Raw genomic sequence first — 16,728 nt, 5'->3', positions numbered from 1 at the left:
CCAACAGGCTGGAGGCCACGATGGCAGATGCGTGGTCTTCGGCCTGGGTTGAAGTTCTTCCCGATTTCTCGAACTTCCGGCGTGAAGCGGACCCGCAGATCACTTCCATCCTTGGGGGTGCTGGCGACCAGGGCGGGCGGGTTGGGGCGAAGAACTTCGGGTCGTCGTTCATCGGCGGTGTCGGCAAGTTTGCTCTCCCTATCGCTGGTGCGTTCGCGGCGCTAGGTATCGGAAACCTGATCGCTGACGCGATCCAAACCGGCGTCGATTTCGCGGTCGGCAGTATCGACATCGCATCGGACCTGAACGAGTCCGTCAACGCCGTCCGGGTGTCCTACGGGGCTATCGCGGATGAGGTGCTGTCGCTGGGGGATACCAGCGCCCGCACGTTCGGTCTCAGTTCGCGGGACTTGAACCAGTACGCGGTGCAGTTCTCGTCGTTCTCGAAGACCATCGCCGGTAACGGCGGTGATGTTTCGGGTGCGTTCGAGGGGATCCTGGGTCGCGCGACCGACTTCGCTTCGGTGATGAACCTGGATGTCAGCGAGGCGTTGTCGCTGTTCCAGTCGGGTCTCGCGGGTGAGACGGAACCGCTTCGCCGGTACGGCCTCGATCTGTCCGCGGCGTCGGTTAACGCGTTTGCTTACGCGAACGGGATCGCCGCCGCGGGGGCCGAGCTCACTGAGGGTCAGAAGGTTCAGGCCAGGTACGCGTACCTGCTCGAGCAGACCAACGCTGTCGCGGGTGACTTTGCGAACACGAGCGATGAGTTGGCGAATAAGCAGCGCATTCAGGCGGCGTTGTGGGATGACGTTCAAGCGAAGATTGGTGGCGCGTTCCTGCCGGTAGCGGCTGAGGTCGCTTCGATCCTCGCGGACGATGTCATCCCCGCTATCTCGTCGCTTGTTGACGAACACGGGCCGGCGTTGGCCGAGGCTTTCAGCGCTGCGCTCCCGGCTTTCCAGGAGATGGTCGACGAACTCCTGCCCAAGCTCCCAGCGCTATTCGACTCGTTCGCGACAACTCTGCCTCTCCTGATCGATGGGCTTGCGGCATTGCTTCCTCCGCTGATCGACTTCATCGGCGCGTTGGTTAACGGTGCCGTGCAGATCCAGCAGTTCTTTGCCGTCATGGGCGGCGCGCTGGCTAACGGTGCCCAGCAATGGTCGGACTTCTTTACAGGGGTTAGCGGTGCGCTCACGAACGGGGCCGCGCAGATCGGCGGGTTCGTTGGCGGCATCGTCGGGACGTTCGCAAACGGGTGGTCACAGATCTCGGGGTTCTTCTCGGGCCTGGGCGGCGCGATTGCGAACGGTGCCGGTCAGCTCGGTTCGTTCGCGGCCACGGTGGGGCAGAAGATCGGTGAGGTCATCGGCTTCATTGGCAGCCTGCCCGGGCGGGTTGCGGGGTTCTTCGCGGACGCCGGGTCGTGGCTGGTCAACTCTGGTCGCGCCTTGATTCAAGGGTTCATCAACGGCATCAAGGGCATGATCGGTGCTGTCGGTGATGCTGTTGGTGGGGTGATCGAGTGGGCGCGGGGTTTCTTCCCGAACTCGCCGGCTAAGCGTGGCCCGTTGTCGGGTTCGGGGTGGAACAAGCTTGCCCAGTCGGGTGAGGACTTCATCTCCCAGTGGACGACCGGGTTCGCGCGTCCTGATCTGACGGGTGCGTTGACACCTGTTCTCGCCGCGCCTCGGGGTGCCGTGTCGAGCCCTTACGCGTCCACAGCGGCGGTTGGGCCTGCGTCCCCAGCGGGCGGGCGCTACGACCTGATCCTTGAGGATGGCCGCTCCGTGGGCGCGTACGTGCGCGAGAAGGCTTCGGCCGTGACGTCGGATCTGACGGCTACTTTCCGGGGAGGACGCCGATGAGTGTCACTGCTTCCCTTATCGCGGGTCAGTCGCCGCAACTGGTACAGATCGTTGTTGACGACATCCCGGATGGCGCCGAGTGGGTGCTGACGGGAACTGTGGGGGAGTACACGCCCGGGTTGACGCCGGGTGAGGACTTCCTGCCTGGGGAGGACACGTTCCCATCTGATGCGGAGTTCACTCCGGGCGGGTATTCGTGGACGGTGCCGGGTGGTTACGGTGTCGGCGACGGTGGGCAGGTTGTCCTCGTCGACAACCGCACCCCGGGAAACGTCCCGTTCGTTTACACGTTGACAATGGCTGGCGTCGCGGAAGCGTCGAACGCTGTTGAGGTGCCTTTCCCAACCGACATGGTGTTGCAGTCGCTGGATGGGCAGCGGACCCTTCCGGTGGAGTTGCTGGACGGTTCGTTGGACGTTGAACTGCCGGTGAACGCAGCCCTATTCCGTATCCCCGGCCGAGCTCGCCCGGTGACCCGTTACGACGTGCTCGGCGATGTGGTGTCGACGTTCAAGATCATGGTGCCTGTTGAGGATTCGGCCAGGTTCCGTTCGTTGATCGCTTCGGGTGAGCCGGTCTTGTACCGGCTCGGTGCGACGGTCATGGACTTCGATCCGGTGAGTGTTGTGCAGCTTACGTCGGTGTCGTCGGTGGGTTATTCAAACGCGGGACTCCGCGTGTGGGATCTCGGGTACGCGCTGATCGATGACCCATATGCGGGTGTGCGTCTGGGTGCGTTCACGTGGGACCAGTTCGACGAGGCGTTCTCATCTTGGAACGAGTTCGACGCGGCGTTTACGGGGTTGTCGTGGGACGACATGGATCGGACGGACTGGGCGAATGCGTAGTGGGCCTAGTGAACGGCAGTTGGCTTCGGCGGTGTCGTGGCGTCCGAAGGTTCAAGCGTGGCTTGGCGGGCGGCTGCTTGCGGAGTCGTTGCCTGTCCTGTCGGGGCGGCTGGTGTGGGATGCGGGTAACAAGGTCCCAGACCGGGTGACCATGACGGTGGCGAGGTTCGATGGGCTCCGCGACTATCTCCCGTCTGCACCGGATGCACCGTTGGCTCGTTATGGGCAGCAGCTTGACGTGACTTTGGAGGTCGCGGGGGTTGATGTGCGGATGGGCCGGTATCAGATCGATGGGTGGGATTACGACGAGTCGACGATCACTGTGACGGGGTTGGGGCTTCTTCAGATTGCGGCTGATTCGCGTCTGTTGGAGCCGTTGTCGCCGCGGACTGATGGGTCGTTGGTGTCGGAGTTCATCCGCCTGTTGCCTCCGCAGATTTCTGCTCAGTTCGATGTGGGCTTGGTGAACCGTGATGTTCCGGCGGCGATGGCGTGGAATGAGGAACGCCTGGACAACCTGTGGGATATCGCTGATGCGTGGCCTGCGGTGTTGCGGTCGGATGCGTGGGGGCAGGTGAGGGTGAAACCGCCTGTCAAGGTGTCACCGTCGCCGGTGTTGTCTGTGACGGATGGTGTGGGTGGGACGGTGGTGTCGGTCCCCAGGGCGGATGAACGTCAGGGGTCGTACAACATTGTGGTTGCTCGTTCGTCTGCGGATGGGGTTGAGGCGTCTGCGGTTGCTGAGGTGACGCAGGGGCCGATGAATGTTGCGACGTATAACCCGGTGCCGAAGTTTTACGCGTCGCCGATGTTGTTGACGGATGCGCAGTGTCAGGCGACGGCGAATGCGATGCGGGATGAGGCGACCCGGAAGTCGTCGATTCTGAAGGTGACGATGGCGCCGGATCCGAGGCCGGAGTTGGACGACACGATCGGTGTGACCCGTGATGGGGTGCTCGATTTGGGTGTTGTGGTGGCGGTCGATTTGCCGTTGACGATCAATGACGGGCCGATGCGGGTTGATGTTGGTATCGCGGTGTAGGGGGTGAGCGTGGACGTTTCCCCTATCGATTTGTCGCGTATGGCGGCGTTGATCCCGGAGGGTGTGAAACCGGGTTCGGACGTGTCGCCGCTGCTGGTGGGGACGGTGACTGGCCTGGATATTGTGCACGGTCAGGTTCAGGTGACTGTGGGCGGGTCCGACCCGGTGTGGTTGCCTGCTGCACCGTTCATTTACACCGCTGGCGGGAAGGTTCGTGTTCGCCGGTCCCCGTTGGATGCTGGTCGTCTCGAGTATTGCGAGGGGCCTCTGACGGTGTCGCCTGTGGTGGTGACGGGGAGTGTGTCTGCGATCACTGATGAGACGTTGACGGTTGATGTTCTGGGTGGGTCGTGGGAGTTGGGGTACACGTCGTCGACGTATGACGTGGGGGAGACGGTTGCGGTGTTGCGGCATCCGACCGGGTTCGGTGTGCCGCAGTGGGTGTTGGGTATTGCGGGGCGTGAGCAGGCTGCGGTGGACCCGGGTGCTGGTGCTGCGAATCCTCGTCAGGAGGTGTCTCGGCAGGCTGTTGTGGGGCCGCAGGATTCTGGGTCGTGGCGGTCGGCGTATGGCCGTTGGGATACGTGGAACACGTCGCGGTATGGCGGGCCGCGTGCGTTGTGGCAGGGGAACGCGTACGGGTCTGGTCCGATGATCGGTTGGGCTGGGTACGGGGATCAGGTTGTGAATTTGCGTGCGGCCCGGATTGACCGGATGTGGGTTGATGTGATCCGGTCTGATTCGTCTGTGCCGAACCCTAAGGCTGTGGTGGTTCAGGGGTCTCCGCATGGTTCGCGTCCTGGTGGTTCGCCTGCTGGTGTGGGTGAGGGTGCGGGGTCTCCGGGTTTGACGCCGGGCGCGTCTCATCGGATCGAGTTGCCGGCGTCGGCGTATGAGGCGTGGCGTACCGGCGCGATTAAGGGTTTGGTCACGGTGGGCGGCGATTACATGGCCGTGTTTGGTGCGGACAGGGGTGGCGCTCTCGCTTTGGTCGTGCAGTACACGGTGGTGGTTTGAGTGGCTGTGTGGTCGAAATGTGCTGTTTGCGGCGTGGTTGTCGCGGACCAGGAACTTCATGACGTGTGGCATGGCCACGGGGAGCAGGTAGGCGATGGCGAAGAACACGCGTAAGCATGAGGTTCCTTCTGGGGTGGACGCGTCCGTTTCACGGCGGACGATTTTCGAGGTGTTCGGCAACTCGATTCACGATGTTGTGCCTGTCGCTAACGAGACGGACCGTGCGCTTCTTGTCGCGGGTCTGGCGGCTGCTGAGCCTGCGCAGGGTCCGTCGTCGGGGAACCCGTTGTACGTGCATCGCGCGAACGGCCGGGGCATGCACAAGCTCGAGTACACGGAGGACGGTGTTGTGTGGGCGTCCGCGTCGGGGACTCTGGGGTTCCCTGACATTGGAGCCCGGAACGCGTTTTCAACGGCGAACGGTGGGCTTCTCGCTGTGGGGGACGTGTGCTTCGTGGGGCCTGAGCGTTACGAGTGGCTTGGTGTGGGGGTGACTCCGTCCGGTTGGAACGACTGGGTTGCGGTCACGTCGTTTCAGAACGGTTTCTCGGCTGCGGCGGATGCTCCCCGGTATCGGCGTATTGCTGGGGTGGTTTATTTCGCTGGGTCGGTTCACCGTGCTTCTGCGACTGGTGGGTTCTTGACGGCGTTCACGGTGCCTTCGGGTTTTCGGACTGTCACGCAGGTGCGTTGGCAGGGTCGTCGGGACTTCTCTTTGGAGGTTGCGGTGATCTCGTCGGGCGAGGTGCAGGTTAACGCGGCGGCGGCGTCGGGTGTGGGCTTGGGTTACACGCTTGGTGGGCTTCAGTACCCAGCGGAGGGATGACTCATGGGTGGCGCACCGAGCATTGTGACGTTGCGCCCGGGGGTGCAGTTCACCCCGGAGGCTGCCGCGTCGTTTCGTCGTGCTGAGGGTGCGTGGGGTCGGTGGATTGACGTCAACCGGACGTACGCGGATTACGACACGCAGCTGCGGATGTACAACAACTGGCAGGCGTATGTGCAGGGGCGCGGCCCTCATCCGGGGCATTCGCGGGCGTTGCACCCGAACGATTCGATGCATTGCCGTGGGGTGGCGTTGGACTCGGATGACTGGCGCACTCCCGGGTTCGTCAATCACATGGCCGAACACGGGTGGATCCGTACAGCCGCGGGCGACCCGACTGAGCAGCACCATTTCGAGTATCAGGTGTGGCGTGACCAGCACCGCAACGAGCCCGCGTTCGCGGGAGACGAGGAGGAGGACATGCCACTGACACCGGACGAGATTAAGCGGATCGCGGTTGCGGTTTGGAACCATGATGTTCAGCCGCAGAACGCGGATGGACAGTATGTGGTGGGTGCGTTCCCGGCGCGGGGGTTCCTGGCGTCGGCCGCCGCCCAGTCGCAGGCAGCGAAGGTCGCAGCGCAGGAAGCGCCGGCCAAGGTGTGGAAGGTTCCCGTTCGCGTGCAGGACCCCGCGACGGGGACGTGGGTCACTCCCGAGAAAGCCTTCCCCGCCGAGTCGTTCCTGTCGAACACGAACACGCAGATCGGTGCGATGCGTGCGGACGGTGTGCAGGTGACGGTGGATGTGGAGTTGCTCGCGGAGCGCATTGTGGCGAAGTTCCTGAGCTCCAACATCACCGCGGATCCTGCCGCGATTGCTGCTGCGGTGAAGGCGGAGCTTCCTGCCGCGGTGGTGGACGAGCTCAGGGGGCGGTTGTGACCTGTTGAGTGTGCGACCCCGGGTGGTGTTACAGCACCGGTCCCGGGGTCTGACCCGCCGAATCGACTGAACCGATTGGAGGGCTGCCGTGCAGTCTACCGACCCCAGAATCCACGGTGCCGGAGGCTCCAACTTTGACGTCGCAGGGGGTGCCGTATGGACCCTTTCAGCGAGCTACTCGCGAACCTGAACCTCCTCGACCTTGGCGCTTCTGGGCTTCTCGTTTTGGTGGTGTTGATGATCCTCACCGGTCGTCTCGTGCCGAAGTCCGTCGCGGATGTGTGGCGTACAGCGCACGCGAAGTCTGAGGAAGCGTCACGGCAGAAGGACTCGATCATCGCGAAACTCGTGGAAGCGAACACTGTGGGGGTCCGTGTGTTGGATTCTCTGCCGTCAGCGTCTCCGGGGGGTGAACCGGATGTGGAAGAAACTACGCAAACTCGTCGGAGGCGACGCGAAAGCGGAGGCTGAGCAGGCGTTGCAAGCCGCGGAGGCCGACTATGAGTCGACGGTGCGGCAAGAGGCCGATATTGACTTGTTGGTGTCCCGGATTTACGCGCATGGGACTGAGAACCATATTGGTGAGCGCACCCTGGCGGGGTTGACGTCGAACCTGGCCGACCTGGCCCGGCACAGAGCGAAGGAGGCGTGATGTCGATCGATGACCTCATTCTTCTGATCCTGTTGACGTGGCCGCTCCCGTTGGCGAGGTTCATTTTCTACTCGATCACGGAGCCGGTGCCTGGTAGGCGGTGGCGTCGCCGGTTGGTGAAGTTCCGGTCGTTGCAGGCAATCACCCGGATCTTGTTGGCGCAGAAGACGGCGCTGATCCTGGTGGTCGCGTTCATTTTCGTTGCCCGCTGGTTGGGTGATTTCCCTGGCCGTGAGTGGGTTGCGTTCGGTTTGTATTCGTTGCTTGTGGGGTTGGCGTGGTGGGCGTCGGTGTATCAGCGGCGTGTGCAGAAGCCGTTTGAGGACCGCATCCGCGACCTGTAACCCCTGCCCTTGTCTTGTTGTGCCGTCCCGTGTGGGGCGGCTTTTTCTATGGAGGAAACCTAATGCTCGCGTTCTCGCTGTCATGGCCGCTCATCATCGGTCTTCTCGTGTCCACGATCCTGCCCCTTCTTGTCGGGCTGGTGACGACCCGTGTAACCCATCCCGGGGCGAAGGCTGCTCTCCTCGCCGGCCTTGCCGCTGCGACGGGTTTCCTGTCCGAGCTCGCTAACGCGCTCACTTCGCAGTCCCCGTACGACGTGGGCACCGGCCTGGTGTTCGCGCTCACGTCGTTCCTCGTCGCCGTGGGGCTGCACTACGGCATTTACAAGCCGACCGGTGCTTCCGCTCGAGTGCAGGAAACCGGGCGCACGAACGCGTGACCCGCCGCCTCGTCCTCGTCGTCGTGCTGTTGCACGCGGCATCCCTCATCGTTTTCGCACCCCACACACGGGAGTAACCAATGGCGTATAGCAAGAAATACCCGGGCGGGTGGAAGAACAAGGGTCAGTCGGGAACGCCTACCCCGTTCACCGCTGACGTGGGTAACCACCTTGAGGACGGGATCGCGGCGGCGGCTGAGGACGCGGATGTTGCGCGTACGGCTGTTGAGGGGCGACTGTCCGAAGGGGCACTATCAACCACGATTGCGGATGTCGCGGCTGCGTCGTTCAACGGTTTGCAGGACTTCGACGCGAAGGTGCTGAACAACAACGCGAACGTCGAAATCCTGTGCGTCGGTGACTCCACTCTCGACGCCGCGAACGGGGCGCAGGCATGGGGCTACAACCTGGCCGCGTTGCTGCACGAACGGTACCCGACGCACACCATCAAGCGTCGCGTTTGGGACACCGCCTCCGACACCGCATGGCTGGCCGAGACGACCGTCCACGCCGGCACGGGAACGCGCAGCATCACGATCTGGTCCGGCGGTCACGCGGGAATGAACTGGCGGTACTTCTTCCACGACTCGCTGCGGGAGACGTTCTGGAAGACCCCCACGCCGGATGCGGTCATCATCGCTCTCGGCCACAACGACAACGACGGCGACACCCCGGACGGGATCTGGGGTCGGAACCTCACCCTGATCGAGTGGGCGCGGACGCTCTGCCCGCGGGCTCAGTTCACGATCTCGTCGCAGAACCCACGCAGCGTCAGCCCCGGCCGCGCCGAACTGCGGAACGACCTGTACCGGCGGATGGCTCGCGAACGTGGGCTCGGGTACATCAACGTCACGCAGGCGTTCCACGACGACGGCCGGGCGCTCGCTCCGGGCGGGCCACTCATCGACGCCCTAGGCGTGCACCCCACCGCGGTCGCGATCGCGGAGATTTGGACGCCGCTGCTGCGTCGCTACATCTGGGAAGCACGCAACGCGCCTGTGACGCCGACCACACCGCCGAGCATCACACTCGCTGGGAAGTCCCTCGCGACCATGCGGAACCGGCCGCTCGCCGCGAACGGTTGGACTCTCGTCAACTGCACCGAGCAGGAGGACTACGCCATCCGGTACGGGTCGGCCACGTCTTCCGTCGCGCTCACCAAGAACGCCGGTTCCTCGACTGCGTACGCCGAGCGCGCATTGAACCTCGAGGAGATCCGCGGGCGGTCCATCTTCATCTCAACCCGTTACCGGCTCAGGTCTGCCGACACGGGCGACTTCGGCATGATCTGGGTGGTCATCAACGGTGCCCTGTCGTCGTTCTCGATCCTCGAAGGCACTCGTGACCAGTTCATCCCCGCGGGTGTTGTCGCGGACATCCCCACCACGGCTACGTCGGTCGTCGTCCGGTTCATGCTGAACCCGGGTGGGGGGACACCGACCCCGAGGATCAACGTCGACTCGCTCGACGTGTTCGTCGGGAACGTCCCGCTGGACGCCCAGCCGACGCCGGTACCCCTCTCGGTCACGGTCGCCGCGTCGAAGGCTGGGGCGCTCAAAGCGATGCGCGCGGCGGGCGGCAGTGTTGTGGCCGAGAACATGCACCCCAACGCCGGCTTCGAGCACGACGTGGCATCGTTCAGCCGATGGTTCTCAGGGGGCGGTGCCACGCCGACACGGAGTACGGAGTGGAAGGCCACAGGCGAGTTCTCGCTGCGCGCGGTGTGCAACGCGACGCTACAGAACGACATCCTCGGGACCTCGCTCAGCAGCTCCCCGGCCGCGGCAGAAGGGGATGTGTGGTCTGGCGCGCTGACCATACGGAACCCGAACAGCGGCTCATGCGCCTTCCGACGCAGCATCGCATTCATGGACGCTGCCGGAACCGTGCTCGCAGCCACATGGCTGGGACCGGCCTCTGTCGCGGCGGGAGCGTCCGCGCGCTTTGAGGTGACGTCCGCCGCGGCTCCGGCGGGGACCGCTCGTGTCGCGCTGCGCGTCGAGCGGAACAGCGGGGTCGGTGCCGGGGGCGACGTGTTCCACGTCGATGACGTGGTGCTGGTAAAGTCGGCTACCCTGCCAGCGGCACCCGCCAATGCGGACACGGACGACGCCTACTACTACAGCGGCCTCGTGGGGCTCTCGTCCTCGATCGGTATCGCGCTGTAACCGCTAGTAAGCGGTCGCCTGAGCGAAGTCGGCCTCGCAGGCATCGGAGCAATACCGCGAGTTTTCCGCGCGAGGTTCCGCAGCGCAGGCCACGCACAGTTCGCGGCGCTCGCGGAACCACTCCGCGAGGCGGTGAATTGGTAGGCGTTGCGACATGGTTTGACGGTATCAGGCCAGGGTTGTCTGTGAAAGCAAGAACAGTGCGATCGCGGTCGCTACGACGGTGGCGCAGCAGGCCACGATCACCCACACCACGTCATCGGGCACTCGACGTCGGAAGCGGCGGCTGTTCACGGTTCGACTCTAGCTGGCGGAGTGGCCCACTCTTGCTCAGATTGTGCCCCTTCTCATTCAGCCTTCATGGCTGGGTGGGGAGGGGCCTTTCTGTCGTTCTATGGGTGACCGCGTTGCGCCAGACGACGATCTCCCACCCGCCACCAGGCCCGTCAACCCACACGACCGCGACCCTGTCATTCGAGCCCTTGACGTAGCCCTTCCGGCGTTGCGCGGGCTGCGCGTCGGGGAAATGCACCCACACCCACACAGGAGGGCGCGCACCAGACCAGTCGATGGGTTGGGTCCCGTACGCCTCCAAGGGGAGGGTTTGTGGGCCGGGGGTGGATGCGGCGAGGCGTGCGTCCCGCCGCGCATCAATCTGCGCCGCGTACCTTTTCGAACCGCTCATGGCCGGTGCTCCCTATCTCCGGCCGGAACACAATCCTAAAACGCCACCCCCGACATCACACCCCGATGAAAACCACACGGCACCACGCACACCAGTACCCGCGCGGCAACGGCCGCAACACCGTCCCGCACGTCGGGCAGTGAGGCGTCGCGGCCACCTCGAGACCGTCCATGCGGGCAGAGTACGCCCAGGGTCGGAAGTCCCGGGTATAAAGACCCACATGCCCACTGCCGCCGAACTCCTCGACTTCGAACAAGCGTGGCCGCGGCATTCGGGGCACAAGGAAGAAGCGATCATCCGCCGGTTCGGCATCCCACCAGCCCGGTACTACACCCTTCTCCACCGTGCCGCGGACAGCATCGAAGGCATCCAAACCAACCCCCACACAGCCCGACACATACGGGAACGCGTATACACCGCCCGATAAAAGCAGAAGAGCGGCACCCGACACCCCCAACGCCGGGTACCGCACCACCACCTATATCAGGGCGAGGAATCGGTCGGATCGGAGTCTGAGTGCTTGTCGATCTGGACGACAGTGAAGCGCACCGTGCCGTCGTCTAGCCGCTCGGCTTCCGCCAGCGTCTCGAACTCGTCCGTCTCGTCGTGGCCGTACGTGCGCTCACCCATGTCGAGAATCCTCCCCGGTCGAACCGGACCTTAGGTGCATGCGCGCCCAGGCGAGGCCACTGTCGATCGACCGCGCGAAGGCCTCGCTCTCCGCGCGCTGGCACTCCTCGGACCGCTCCTCTTGCCAGCCGTCCTCATAGGTTCCAGGCTTGCACGCGCAACCGCTCATCGCTGCCCCTCCCCGGTCGGATTGGAGTCTGCGAGCCAGCGCGCGTGCCGCAGCCAGCCGCTCATGAAGCCCTCTTGCGCGTCGATGTCATCGGGGGCGTACTCCTCGGCGTAGATCCATCCCTGCGCCTCCTCGTTCTCGCTCATCGCTGCTCCTCCCCGGTCGGACAGGTCGGCGTATGCGTGCAGGTCTCGTCGTCGCCGGGCGCGAGCGGAGGGCACAGGCCCTTGAATGCGTCGATGTTGAACGAGGCGGGCGGCTGGGGGTTGTCCAGCGCCCATCTGAGCATCTGCTCGCGATCAGGCATCTGCGCCCCCATCCGTGTGATTGGTGAGCGCGCCGTCCGGGTCGTCGGCCGCGTCGATCCAGTACTTCGCGAACGACTTCACTGATCCCTGACGCACAGCGCCCACGTCCACGTGGACCTCGGTGCCGTCGTCGAACGTGATCCCCAGCCACCACGCGCACTTATCCATCCGCTCGAGATGCACCGACGCCGGCTGGAAGCAGACCACCTCGTCCAGCACGCCGGACTCGTCCTCGCGGACCTCCCAGCTCGGCGTGCGCGTCTCGGCGGTGACGCCCGGAGCCATAAGGCTACGCACGCGTCCGTCGTTGCTGACTTCATAGCGCCCCTCGGCGCCCACGATCGGGCGCCATTCCTCAGTCACGCTTGCTCCCCTCCGCGCCAGCCATGGCCTTGTTGATCGCGGCCACGAGGCGGTCGAGGCGTTCCTGGGCGTCGTCACGATCGTTGAGGATCCGCTCGAGGTCGTGGACGTGGTCCGGGAGGATGTCGTATCCAACGACGATCCGCTGCCGTCCGTCCTCGAACTGCTCGCCGTTCATGACGATGACCTGGCCGCGCTCCGGGATCGGTGATCGGGTGACGCGGGGGGTAGATGCTGACAGTTTCATTTCGGTGCCTCCTCAGCACGGTATTGGTGAACGTCTGCGACGGCATCGCGAGCCGCGGCAGCGAGGCGGTCCTCGTACTGCCAGCGCGTCTCCCGCTTGATGTCGTACGGCTTTTCCCGCTGAATTGCGCGGCGCGCAGCGTCGATCTCTACCGCGCGGTCAAGTGACCTAGGCATCACAGACCCCTGTCCTGTTGGTCTGTGTGCGTGCGCGAGGGGGCCATCCACCCGAGGCGAGCCCACTCCTCAATCGTTCGAGGTTCCGCGTATGACCAGTTCTCGTAGCGACCGTCTTCAGTCTTGACAACGTCCATGAGTCCGAGTCGGCGGTGAGTGAGCGTGAGGTCGCGAGCGGGTCGATCGGGCATGCAACCATGGTTGCAGAGTTGCGCGCTGCCTGCAACCCCAGTTACAGTCTGAGCATGGCCGACGACATCCTCGAAACCCTCTCCGCTTTCCAACAGCGGATGAACGGGATGCCCGCCCGCCGCGCCGAACTCATCGCCGAGGCCCGCGCTACCGGGCATTCCTGGCCCGCTATCGGCCGCGCGCTCGGGATGAGCCACCAGGCCGCGATGAAAGCCGCTCGCGCCGCTCAACGCTGATCCTCCGGCGCGCTGGTTCCTCCCTTGACCCGGTATGGGTTGACGGGTGGTTCGCCGAATTCACGGCTGTCCATCCAGCGATCTGCGCCCGCTGAGAGCCCCTCATCCCACGCTTCGGCGCGTACATGGGCGTCATGGGCGGCCCATAGGGGCTGCAAGTCATCGATCAGCCGCTCAGCCTCGTAGCGGTGACGCATCCACAGTTCGACGCCAGGAGCGACGACTTCATCGAGCGAGCGCCCGGTACGGCGTCCCTCGATAGCGCAGAGAACTCGGGCGACCGAATCGACGTCGGTCAGCGGGTCGGTGGTGGGCGTGTACTGCTCAGCCATGCTCATTCGCCTTCCGGTAGGTAGGTCATTCCGATGGGTTCGAGGTAGTCGCAGCCGTGGCACTTCTGCCAGTTGCGGTCGCGGTAGAAGTCGTGCTGTCCGCTGTGCTCGGCCTCAGTCATCAGTCGCCCCAACCTCTGGGATTGGAGCCTGGGGTCCTGCGAACGCGAGTTGCGGCTGCGTCAACGCCTCCCCTGTGAACGATCGAGCCTCGACTACGCGGCCCATCACGCCTGTCCCGGGAAACAGATCGACCACCTCGTCTCCGGGATGCCAGCCGAGCAGGTCGAGCACCCAAGAGCAGAACGCTTCCGGCTTCGCGCCGACGAGGCCACGCCGCAGGGTGATTCCCTCCGCCAGATAGTCACGGACGGTCGGTGTGGTGATGTCGTGCTTCCGGGTCCGCATGAAGATAACTGGCTCCCAGGTGTACGCCGGCGAGACGTTCTTCTTGAATGACGCGAACGGCTTCACCCAGGCGGCGATCCTGGCCTCATGCGGCACGAGGGGCAGGATGTCGTGCAGGTTCCCGCTGGTGAGGCTGAGGGCCCATCCGTCGCTGAACTCGTCGCACAGACGGGCGATCAGGCCACGGTGGGTCTCGAGGTCATCCCAGACCCGGGATTCTTCGTGGTGCTCGTCGTAGAACTTCCCGTACCCGAAGTACGGCGGGTCAGCGTAGGCGAGTTTCATGCTGCTGCCTTCTCTCAGATGTGGTCGGCAAGGTGAGCGCCGATGTGTTCGGTGTACGACGGGGGCAGCGCTTCAACGAACCCATGTCGGTCCATCCAGTCGATACCCATCGCCGCCGGCCATTCGTTCTGGCCGCCGGCGTTGCCGTAGACCTGCACGACCGTGGATAGACGCTTCTCGCCCTTGGGTCGCCAGCCGGTCCAGTACCGCGGCTCGGTGAACGCGCCGTGCGCGCAGGGGACGCCGGTGAGCGGGACGTTGGACTCGAACAGGCGGTGCCGGCGCAACGGTCGCCCGAGGCCGGTCCCGCAGATCCGCACCGGCTCGATCAGGTGCGCCTTGGCGTCCTCGACGTTCTCGATCACGAACGGCAGGCCCGAGTCGATCAGGAGATCCCGCGTGGGGCCGATCAGGTTCGGGTAGTCGTAGTCGCGTCCGAGCGCCTTGTTCACGGCACCGAGGTTGAGGAACGACTGGCACGGCGGGGATGCGTGCGCGGCGGCGAAGTCCGCCAGGCCGAGCCACTCGCTCGTCCCGTCAGGGTGGATGAACTCTAGGACACCGCCACGGTTGAGGGTGGTGAGCGCTTCGAGCGCGTCCATCTGGCAAAGCGGGAACGGGTAGCGGGGCTGCTGGTCCAGGTCCACACCGTAAGGCGTGAGGCCGGCGGCCTTGTACCCGGCGGATGCGCCGCCCTGGCAGCAGTAGAAGTCGATGATCCTGGGCATCTCAATGCACCATCCAGAAGGACCGTCGGCCGGTCATGCCGTCGTCCGGTCGGTGTGCACAGACACCAGGCCCCACGTGTCTACTGGCTTCCGGTTGGCGAGCCGGTCCGCGGCTCGGATCGCAGCCCACCAGGTCGAGAAGACAAAAACTCGGGTGAATACCTTCGGCCCCGTGTGGTCAATTACCTTCCAGTTGCGTCGGGCGCTCGTGTTGGCGTGCCCGTTGCGGGTCCGCTCCACGCGCAGCGCACTTCTCATGTCGGTCATGCCGCGTCCTCCTGCGAGAGTTGCTCGACGGGCACGTAGCAGTCGCCCTTGTGCTTGCAGCGCGTCCAACCGGGGTGGTGGGAGTGCCACCCGCACTTCGCGTCGTGGACGCTGGTCTCGTTGAGCGGGAGCTCGGCACCGCAGCCGACGCATCGGACTCTCATCGCGACACCGCCGGCCATGGGGTCTCGACCTCGATGTAGATCGCGAGGTGGTTGCGGTGGAAGAAGTACGGTGACCCGGACGCTTCTTCCTCGGTGGCGAGGAGGCGGAGGCGCTCGTATTCGGGGTTGCCTGCGAGGCGCGTTCGGGTGTCGGCGTAGCTTGCTTCCACCGCGGCGATCACCTCCGCCTTATGAAGGGGTGTCCCCTTATCGGGGGGAGTCCTGTCAGTCACCATGCGTCCTTCGGGTTGGGTCAGCATCCGGGGGGAATGCTTTTGGGTCCAGGGGGTGCGTGCCGTTTTGGTCTTAGCCCGGGCGTCATCGGCCGGGCTTACGGTCTCCTTCTGTGCGGGTACATTTCCGTCTTCTCCTCCGGCCAGGATTCGTGGGTGGGTGGGTGCTACATGGATGAGAATACACACCCCGTCTGCTGCGCGCAACAGACAGACAAGAATGATTTGTCCTGCGTGTGCGCAACCGGGGGAGCGAGGGGTTGACTCCAACGTCATCCAGTACTTACCCAGTACTTTCGGACCAACAAGCGCCAGCACTCACCAACGGATCGAGCCGTTAACAGGGGTCGGAATCGCCCGCGCGAGGCTGACGACGGGAGCGTCTAATACCCGCCGTTACCCCTCATTAACGGGGCTCCCTAACAGTGGGTTCTGGGTTCAAGTCCCAGGGGGTGCACGAAGCCCCGCAAACTCTCGCCAGTTTGCGGGGCTTCTTTCGTCACAGGGCGCACGCTCCTGTTCGCGGCGGCCGAGCCGGGGGTTATGAGGCCGGCGGACGCGTGGCGTCCATGACGAGATCGAGCAAGTGGCTCGAGCGTGCCTCCCACGTGGCATCGGTCTCTATACGCCACAGGAACCCGACCAGCAGGATCATCTCCTCGGCTTGGATATCCGGTCGCACGGTGCCCTCCGCCTTCCCGGCGTCCAGGAGCAGAGCGATGGCGTCCACGATCGAGCTGTACCCCTCCTCGGACAGCGTCTCCCGCATGGCGGAGTAAAGCGCGTCGGCAAGGCCGTGCTTGACCTTGCCGTAGGCCGCGAGCTGGTCGAGCCACTCGCGGAGTGCTTGGCGAGCTGGCCGTGAGGACGCCAGCTTCGGCGCGGCCTCCACCAGCGCACGTACGTCGTTCCGGTGGACTGCCATGATGAGCGCTTCGCGCGTGGAGAAGTGCCGGTAAAGGGTGCCCTGCCCGACCCCGGCCGCCTTCGCGACGGACTGCATCGTGGCATCTCCGGAGAGTGCGAGCACCGCGCGGGCGGCGTCGAGAATCTTCTGGCGATTCGCCGCAGCATCCGCACGCATGTGGGGCTGACTGCCGGCGTGATCTGTCGGCGGGGTCACACCAGCTCCTTCGAGTTCCCGGGCACAGGTCAGCCGGGGCATTGCTAAACGGGCAGCTGTCCGCTAACGTCGCAGACCGAACGGACACCTGTCCGTTTCGACAATAGTCTAAGCCACGAGCGTGGCGGACGCCAACGAAGAATCGTGGAACT

General features: G+C 64.5%; 25 protein-coding genes. 12 read left to right on the top strand and 13 right to left on the bottom strand.

The genetic code is table 11. The annotated features are described in order from the left end of the window. The first annotated feature begins 20 nt into the window (after positions 1-20). From AC4FS2_RS07510 to AC4FS2_RS07465, 10 genes are all read left to right on the top strand, one after another. A complete protein-coding gene (locus AC4FS2_RS07510) occupies positions 21-1,871 on the top strand; it encodes a hypothetical protein (RefSeq protein WP_491176862.1) in 1,851 nt (616 codons plus the stop codon). Continuing rightward, complete coding sequence (locus tag AC4FS2_RS07505) at positions 1,868-2,719, top strand: hypothetical protein (protein ID WP_491176859.1); 852 nt, start codon at positions 1,868-1,870, stop codon at positions 2,717-2,719. The genes AC4FS2_RS07510 and AC4FS2_RS07505 overlap by 4 nt, the downstream gene beginning before the upstream one ends. Before the next feature lie 31 nt (positions 2,720-2,750). Further along, a complete protein-coding gene (locus AC4FS2_RS07500; protein ID WP_491176857.1) occupies positions 2,751-3,761 on the top strand; it encodes a hypothetical protein in 1,011 nt (336 codons plus the stop codon). Between the two features lie 9 nt (positions 3,762-3,770). Then, positions 3,771-4,778: a hypothetical protein gene (locus AC4FS2_RS07495; protein ID WP_491176856.1), complete on the top strand. Its 1,008-nt coding sequence runs from the start codon at positions 3,771-3,773 to the stop codon at positions 4,776-4,778. Between the two features lie 94 nt (positions 4,779-4,872). Further along, positions 4,873-5,604, top strand: coding sequence for a hypothetical protein (locus AC4FS2_RS07490; protein WP_491176854.1), 732 nt, complete (start codon positions 4,873-4,875; stop codon positions 5,602-5,604). 3 nt (positions 5,605-5,607) lie between these two features. After that, positions 5,608-6,486 carry a hypothetical protein gene (locus AC4FS2_RS07485; protein ID WP_491176852.1) on the top strand — a complete coding sequence of 293 codons (879 nt, stop codon included), beginning with the start codon at positions 5,608-5,610 and terminating at the stop codon, positions 6,484-6,486. Positions 6,487-6,895: 409 nt separating this feature from the next. After that, a complete protein-coding gene (locus AC4FS2_RS07480; protein WP_491176850.1) occupies positions 6,896-7,138 on the top strand; it encodes a hypothetical protein in 243 nt (80 codons plus the stop codon). Next, a complete protein-coding gene (locus AC4FS2_RS07475; RefSeq protein ID WP_491176848.1) occupies positions 7,138-7,482 on the top strand; it encodes a putative phage holin in 345 nt (114 codons plus the stop codon). Before AC4FS2_RS07480 ends, AC4FS2_RS07475 begins: the two co-directional genes overlap by 1 nt. Positions 7,483-7,544: 62 nt before the next feature. Further along, entirely contained in the window at positions 7,545-7,862 is a 318-nt protein-coding gene (locus AC4FS2_RS07470; protein WP_491176846.1) for a hypothetical protein, read from the top strand. Between the two features lie 80 nt (positions 7,863-7,942). Further along, on the top strand, positions 7,943-10,030 hold the full coding sequence (locus tag AC4FS2_RS07465; RefSeq protein WP_491176844.1) for an SGNH/GDSL hydrolase family protein: 2,088 nt from the start codon (positions 7,943-7,945) through the stop codon (positions 10,028-10,030). A gap of 168 nt (positions 10,031-10,198) precedes the next feature. Here the strand turns inward: AC4FS2_RS07465 and AC4FS2_RS07460 are convergent, their stop codons facing one another. Then, a complete protein-coding gene (locus AC4FS2_RS07460; protein WP_491176842.1) occupies positions 10,199-10,324 on the bottom strand; it encodes a hypothetical protein in 126 nt (41 codons plus the stop codon). A gap of 611 nt (positions 10,325-10,935) precedes the next feature. On the opposite strand from AC4FS2_RS07460, the gene AC4FS2_RS07455 reads away from it, so the two are divergent. Next, a complete protein-coding gene (locus tag AC4FS2_RS07455) occupies positions 10,936-11,142 on the top strand; it encodes a DUF3263 domain-containing protein (RefSeq protein ID WP_491176839.1) in 207 nt (68 codons plus the stop codon). 56 nt (positions 11,143-11,198) lie between these two features. Here the strand turns inward: AC4FS2_RS07455 and AC4FS2_RS07450 are convergent, their stop codons facing one another. From AC4FS2_RS07450 to AC4FS2_RS07425, 6 genes are all read right to left on the bottom strand, one after another. Further along, on the bottom strand, positions 11,199-11,345 hold the full coding sequence (locus AC4FS2_RS07450; protein WP_491176837.1) for a hypothetical protein: 147 nt from the start codon (positions 11,343-11,345) through the stop codon (positions 11,199-11,201). Between the two features lie 165 nt (positions 11,346-11,510). Then, complete coding sequence (locus AC4FS2_RS07445; RefSeq protein WP_491176834.1) at positions 11,511-11,660, bottom strand: hypothetical protein; 150 nt, start codon at positions 11,658-11,660, stop codon at positions 11,511-11,513. After that, on the bottom strand, positions 11,657-11,821 hold the full coding sequence (locus tag AC4FS2_RS07440) for a hypothetical protein (protein ID WP_491176832.1): 165 nt from the start codon (positions 11,819-11,821) through the stop codon (positions 11,657-11,659). The genes AC4FS2_RS07445 and AC4FS2_RS07440 overlap by 4 nt, the downstream gene beginning before the upstream one ends. Further along, positions 11,814-12,185 (bottom strand): NUMOD4 domain-containing protein, encoded by a 372-nt coding sequence (locus AC4FS2_RS07435; RefSeq protein WP_491176830.1) that lies wholly within the window; start codon positions 12,183-12,185, stop codon positions 11,814-11,816. Before AC4FS2_RS07435 ends, AC4FS2_RS07440 begins: the two co-directional genes overlap by 8 nt. Then, positions 12,178-12,432, bottom strand: a complete 255-nt coding sequence (locus tag AC4FS2_RS07430; RefSeq protein ID WP_491176828.1) for a hypothetical protein — start codon at positions 12,430-12,432, stop codon at positions 12,178-12,180. Before AC4FS2_RS07430 ends, AC4FS2_RS07435 begins: the two co-directional genes overlap by 8 nt. Continuing rightward, on the bottom strand, positions 12,429-12,608 hold the full coding sequence (locus tag AC4FS2_RS07425; RefSeq protein ID WP_491176825.1) for a hypothetical protein: 180 nt from the start codon (positions 12,606-12,608) through the stop codon (positions 12,429-12,431). The genes AC4FS2_RS07430 and AC4FS2_RS07425 overlap by 4 nt, the downstream gene beginning before the upstream one ends. 245 nt (positions 12,609-12,853) lie before the next feature. On the opposite strand from AC4FS2_RS07425, the gene AC4FS2_RS07420 reads away from it, so the two are divergent. Next, the gene (locus AC4FS2_RS07420) at positions 12,854-13,036 is read left to right on the top strand and encodes a hypothetical protein (RefSeq protein ID WP_491176823.1); all 183 of its coding nucleotides are present in this window, start codon (positions 12,854-12,856) and stop codon (positions 13,034-13,036) included. Here the strand turns inward: AC4FS2_RS07420 and AC4FS2_RS07415 are convergent. The 6 genes from AC4FS2_RS07415 to AC4FS2_RS07390 form a co-directional block, all read right to left on the bottom strand. Continuing rightward, a complete protein-coding gene (locus AC4FS2_RS07415) occupies positions 13,027-13,368 on the bottom strand; it encodes a hypothetical protein (protein WP_491176822.1) in 342 nt (113 codons plus the stop codon). The genes AC4FS2_RS07420 and AC4FS2_RS07415 overlap by 10 nt on opposite strands. A 114-nt stretch (positions 13,369-13,482) precedes the next feature. Continuing rightward, a complete protein-coding gene (locus tag AC4FS2_RS07410; RefSeq protein WP_491176820.1) occupies positions 13,483-14,061 on the bottom strand; it encodes a hypothetical protein in 579 nt (192 codons plus the stop codon). Positions 14,062-14,075: 14 nt separating this feature from the next. Continuing rightward, positions 14,076-14,789 (bottom strand): hypothetical protein, encoded by a 714-nt coding sequence (locus AC4FS2_RS07405; RefSeq protein WP_491176818.1) that lies wholly within the window; start codon positions 14,787-14,789, stop codon positions 14,076-14,078. Between the two features lie 33 nt (positions 14,790-14,822). Next, the gene (locus AC4FS2_RS07400) at positions 14,823-15,056 is read right to left on the bottom strand and encodes a hypothetical protein (RefSeq protein ID WP_491176816.1); all 234 of its coding nucleotides are present in this window, start codon (positions 15,054-15,056) and stop codon (positions 14,823-14,825) included. 160 nt (positions 15,057-15,216) lie between these two features. Then, positions 15,217-15,453 (bottom strand): hypothetical protein, encoded by a 237-nt coding sequence (locus AC4FS2_RS07395; protein ID WP_491176814.1) that lies wholly within the window; start codon positions 15,451-15,453, stop codon positions 15,217-15,219. Positions 15,454-15,994: 541 nt separating this feature from the next. Continuing rightward, the gene (locus AC4FS2_RS07390) at positions 15,995-16,576 is read right to left on the bottom strand and encodes a TetR/AcrR family transcriptional regulator (protein ID WP_491152367.1); all 582 of its coding nucleotides are present in this window, start codon (positions 16,574-16,576) and stop codon (positions 15,995-15,997) included. Positions 16,577-16,728 lie beyond the last annotated feature (152 nt).

Source organism: Microbacterium sp. Z10_103 (assembly GCF_058310455.1).
The sequence above is the reverse complement of the archived record's forward strand: the minus strand, read 5'-3'. Positions and strand labels throughout refer to the sequence as shown.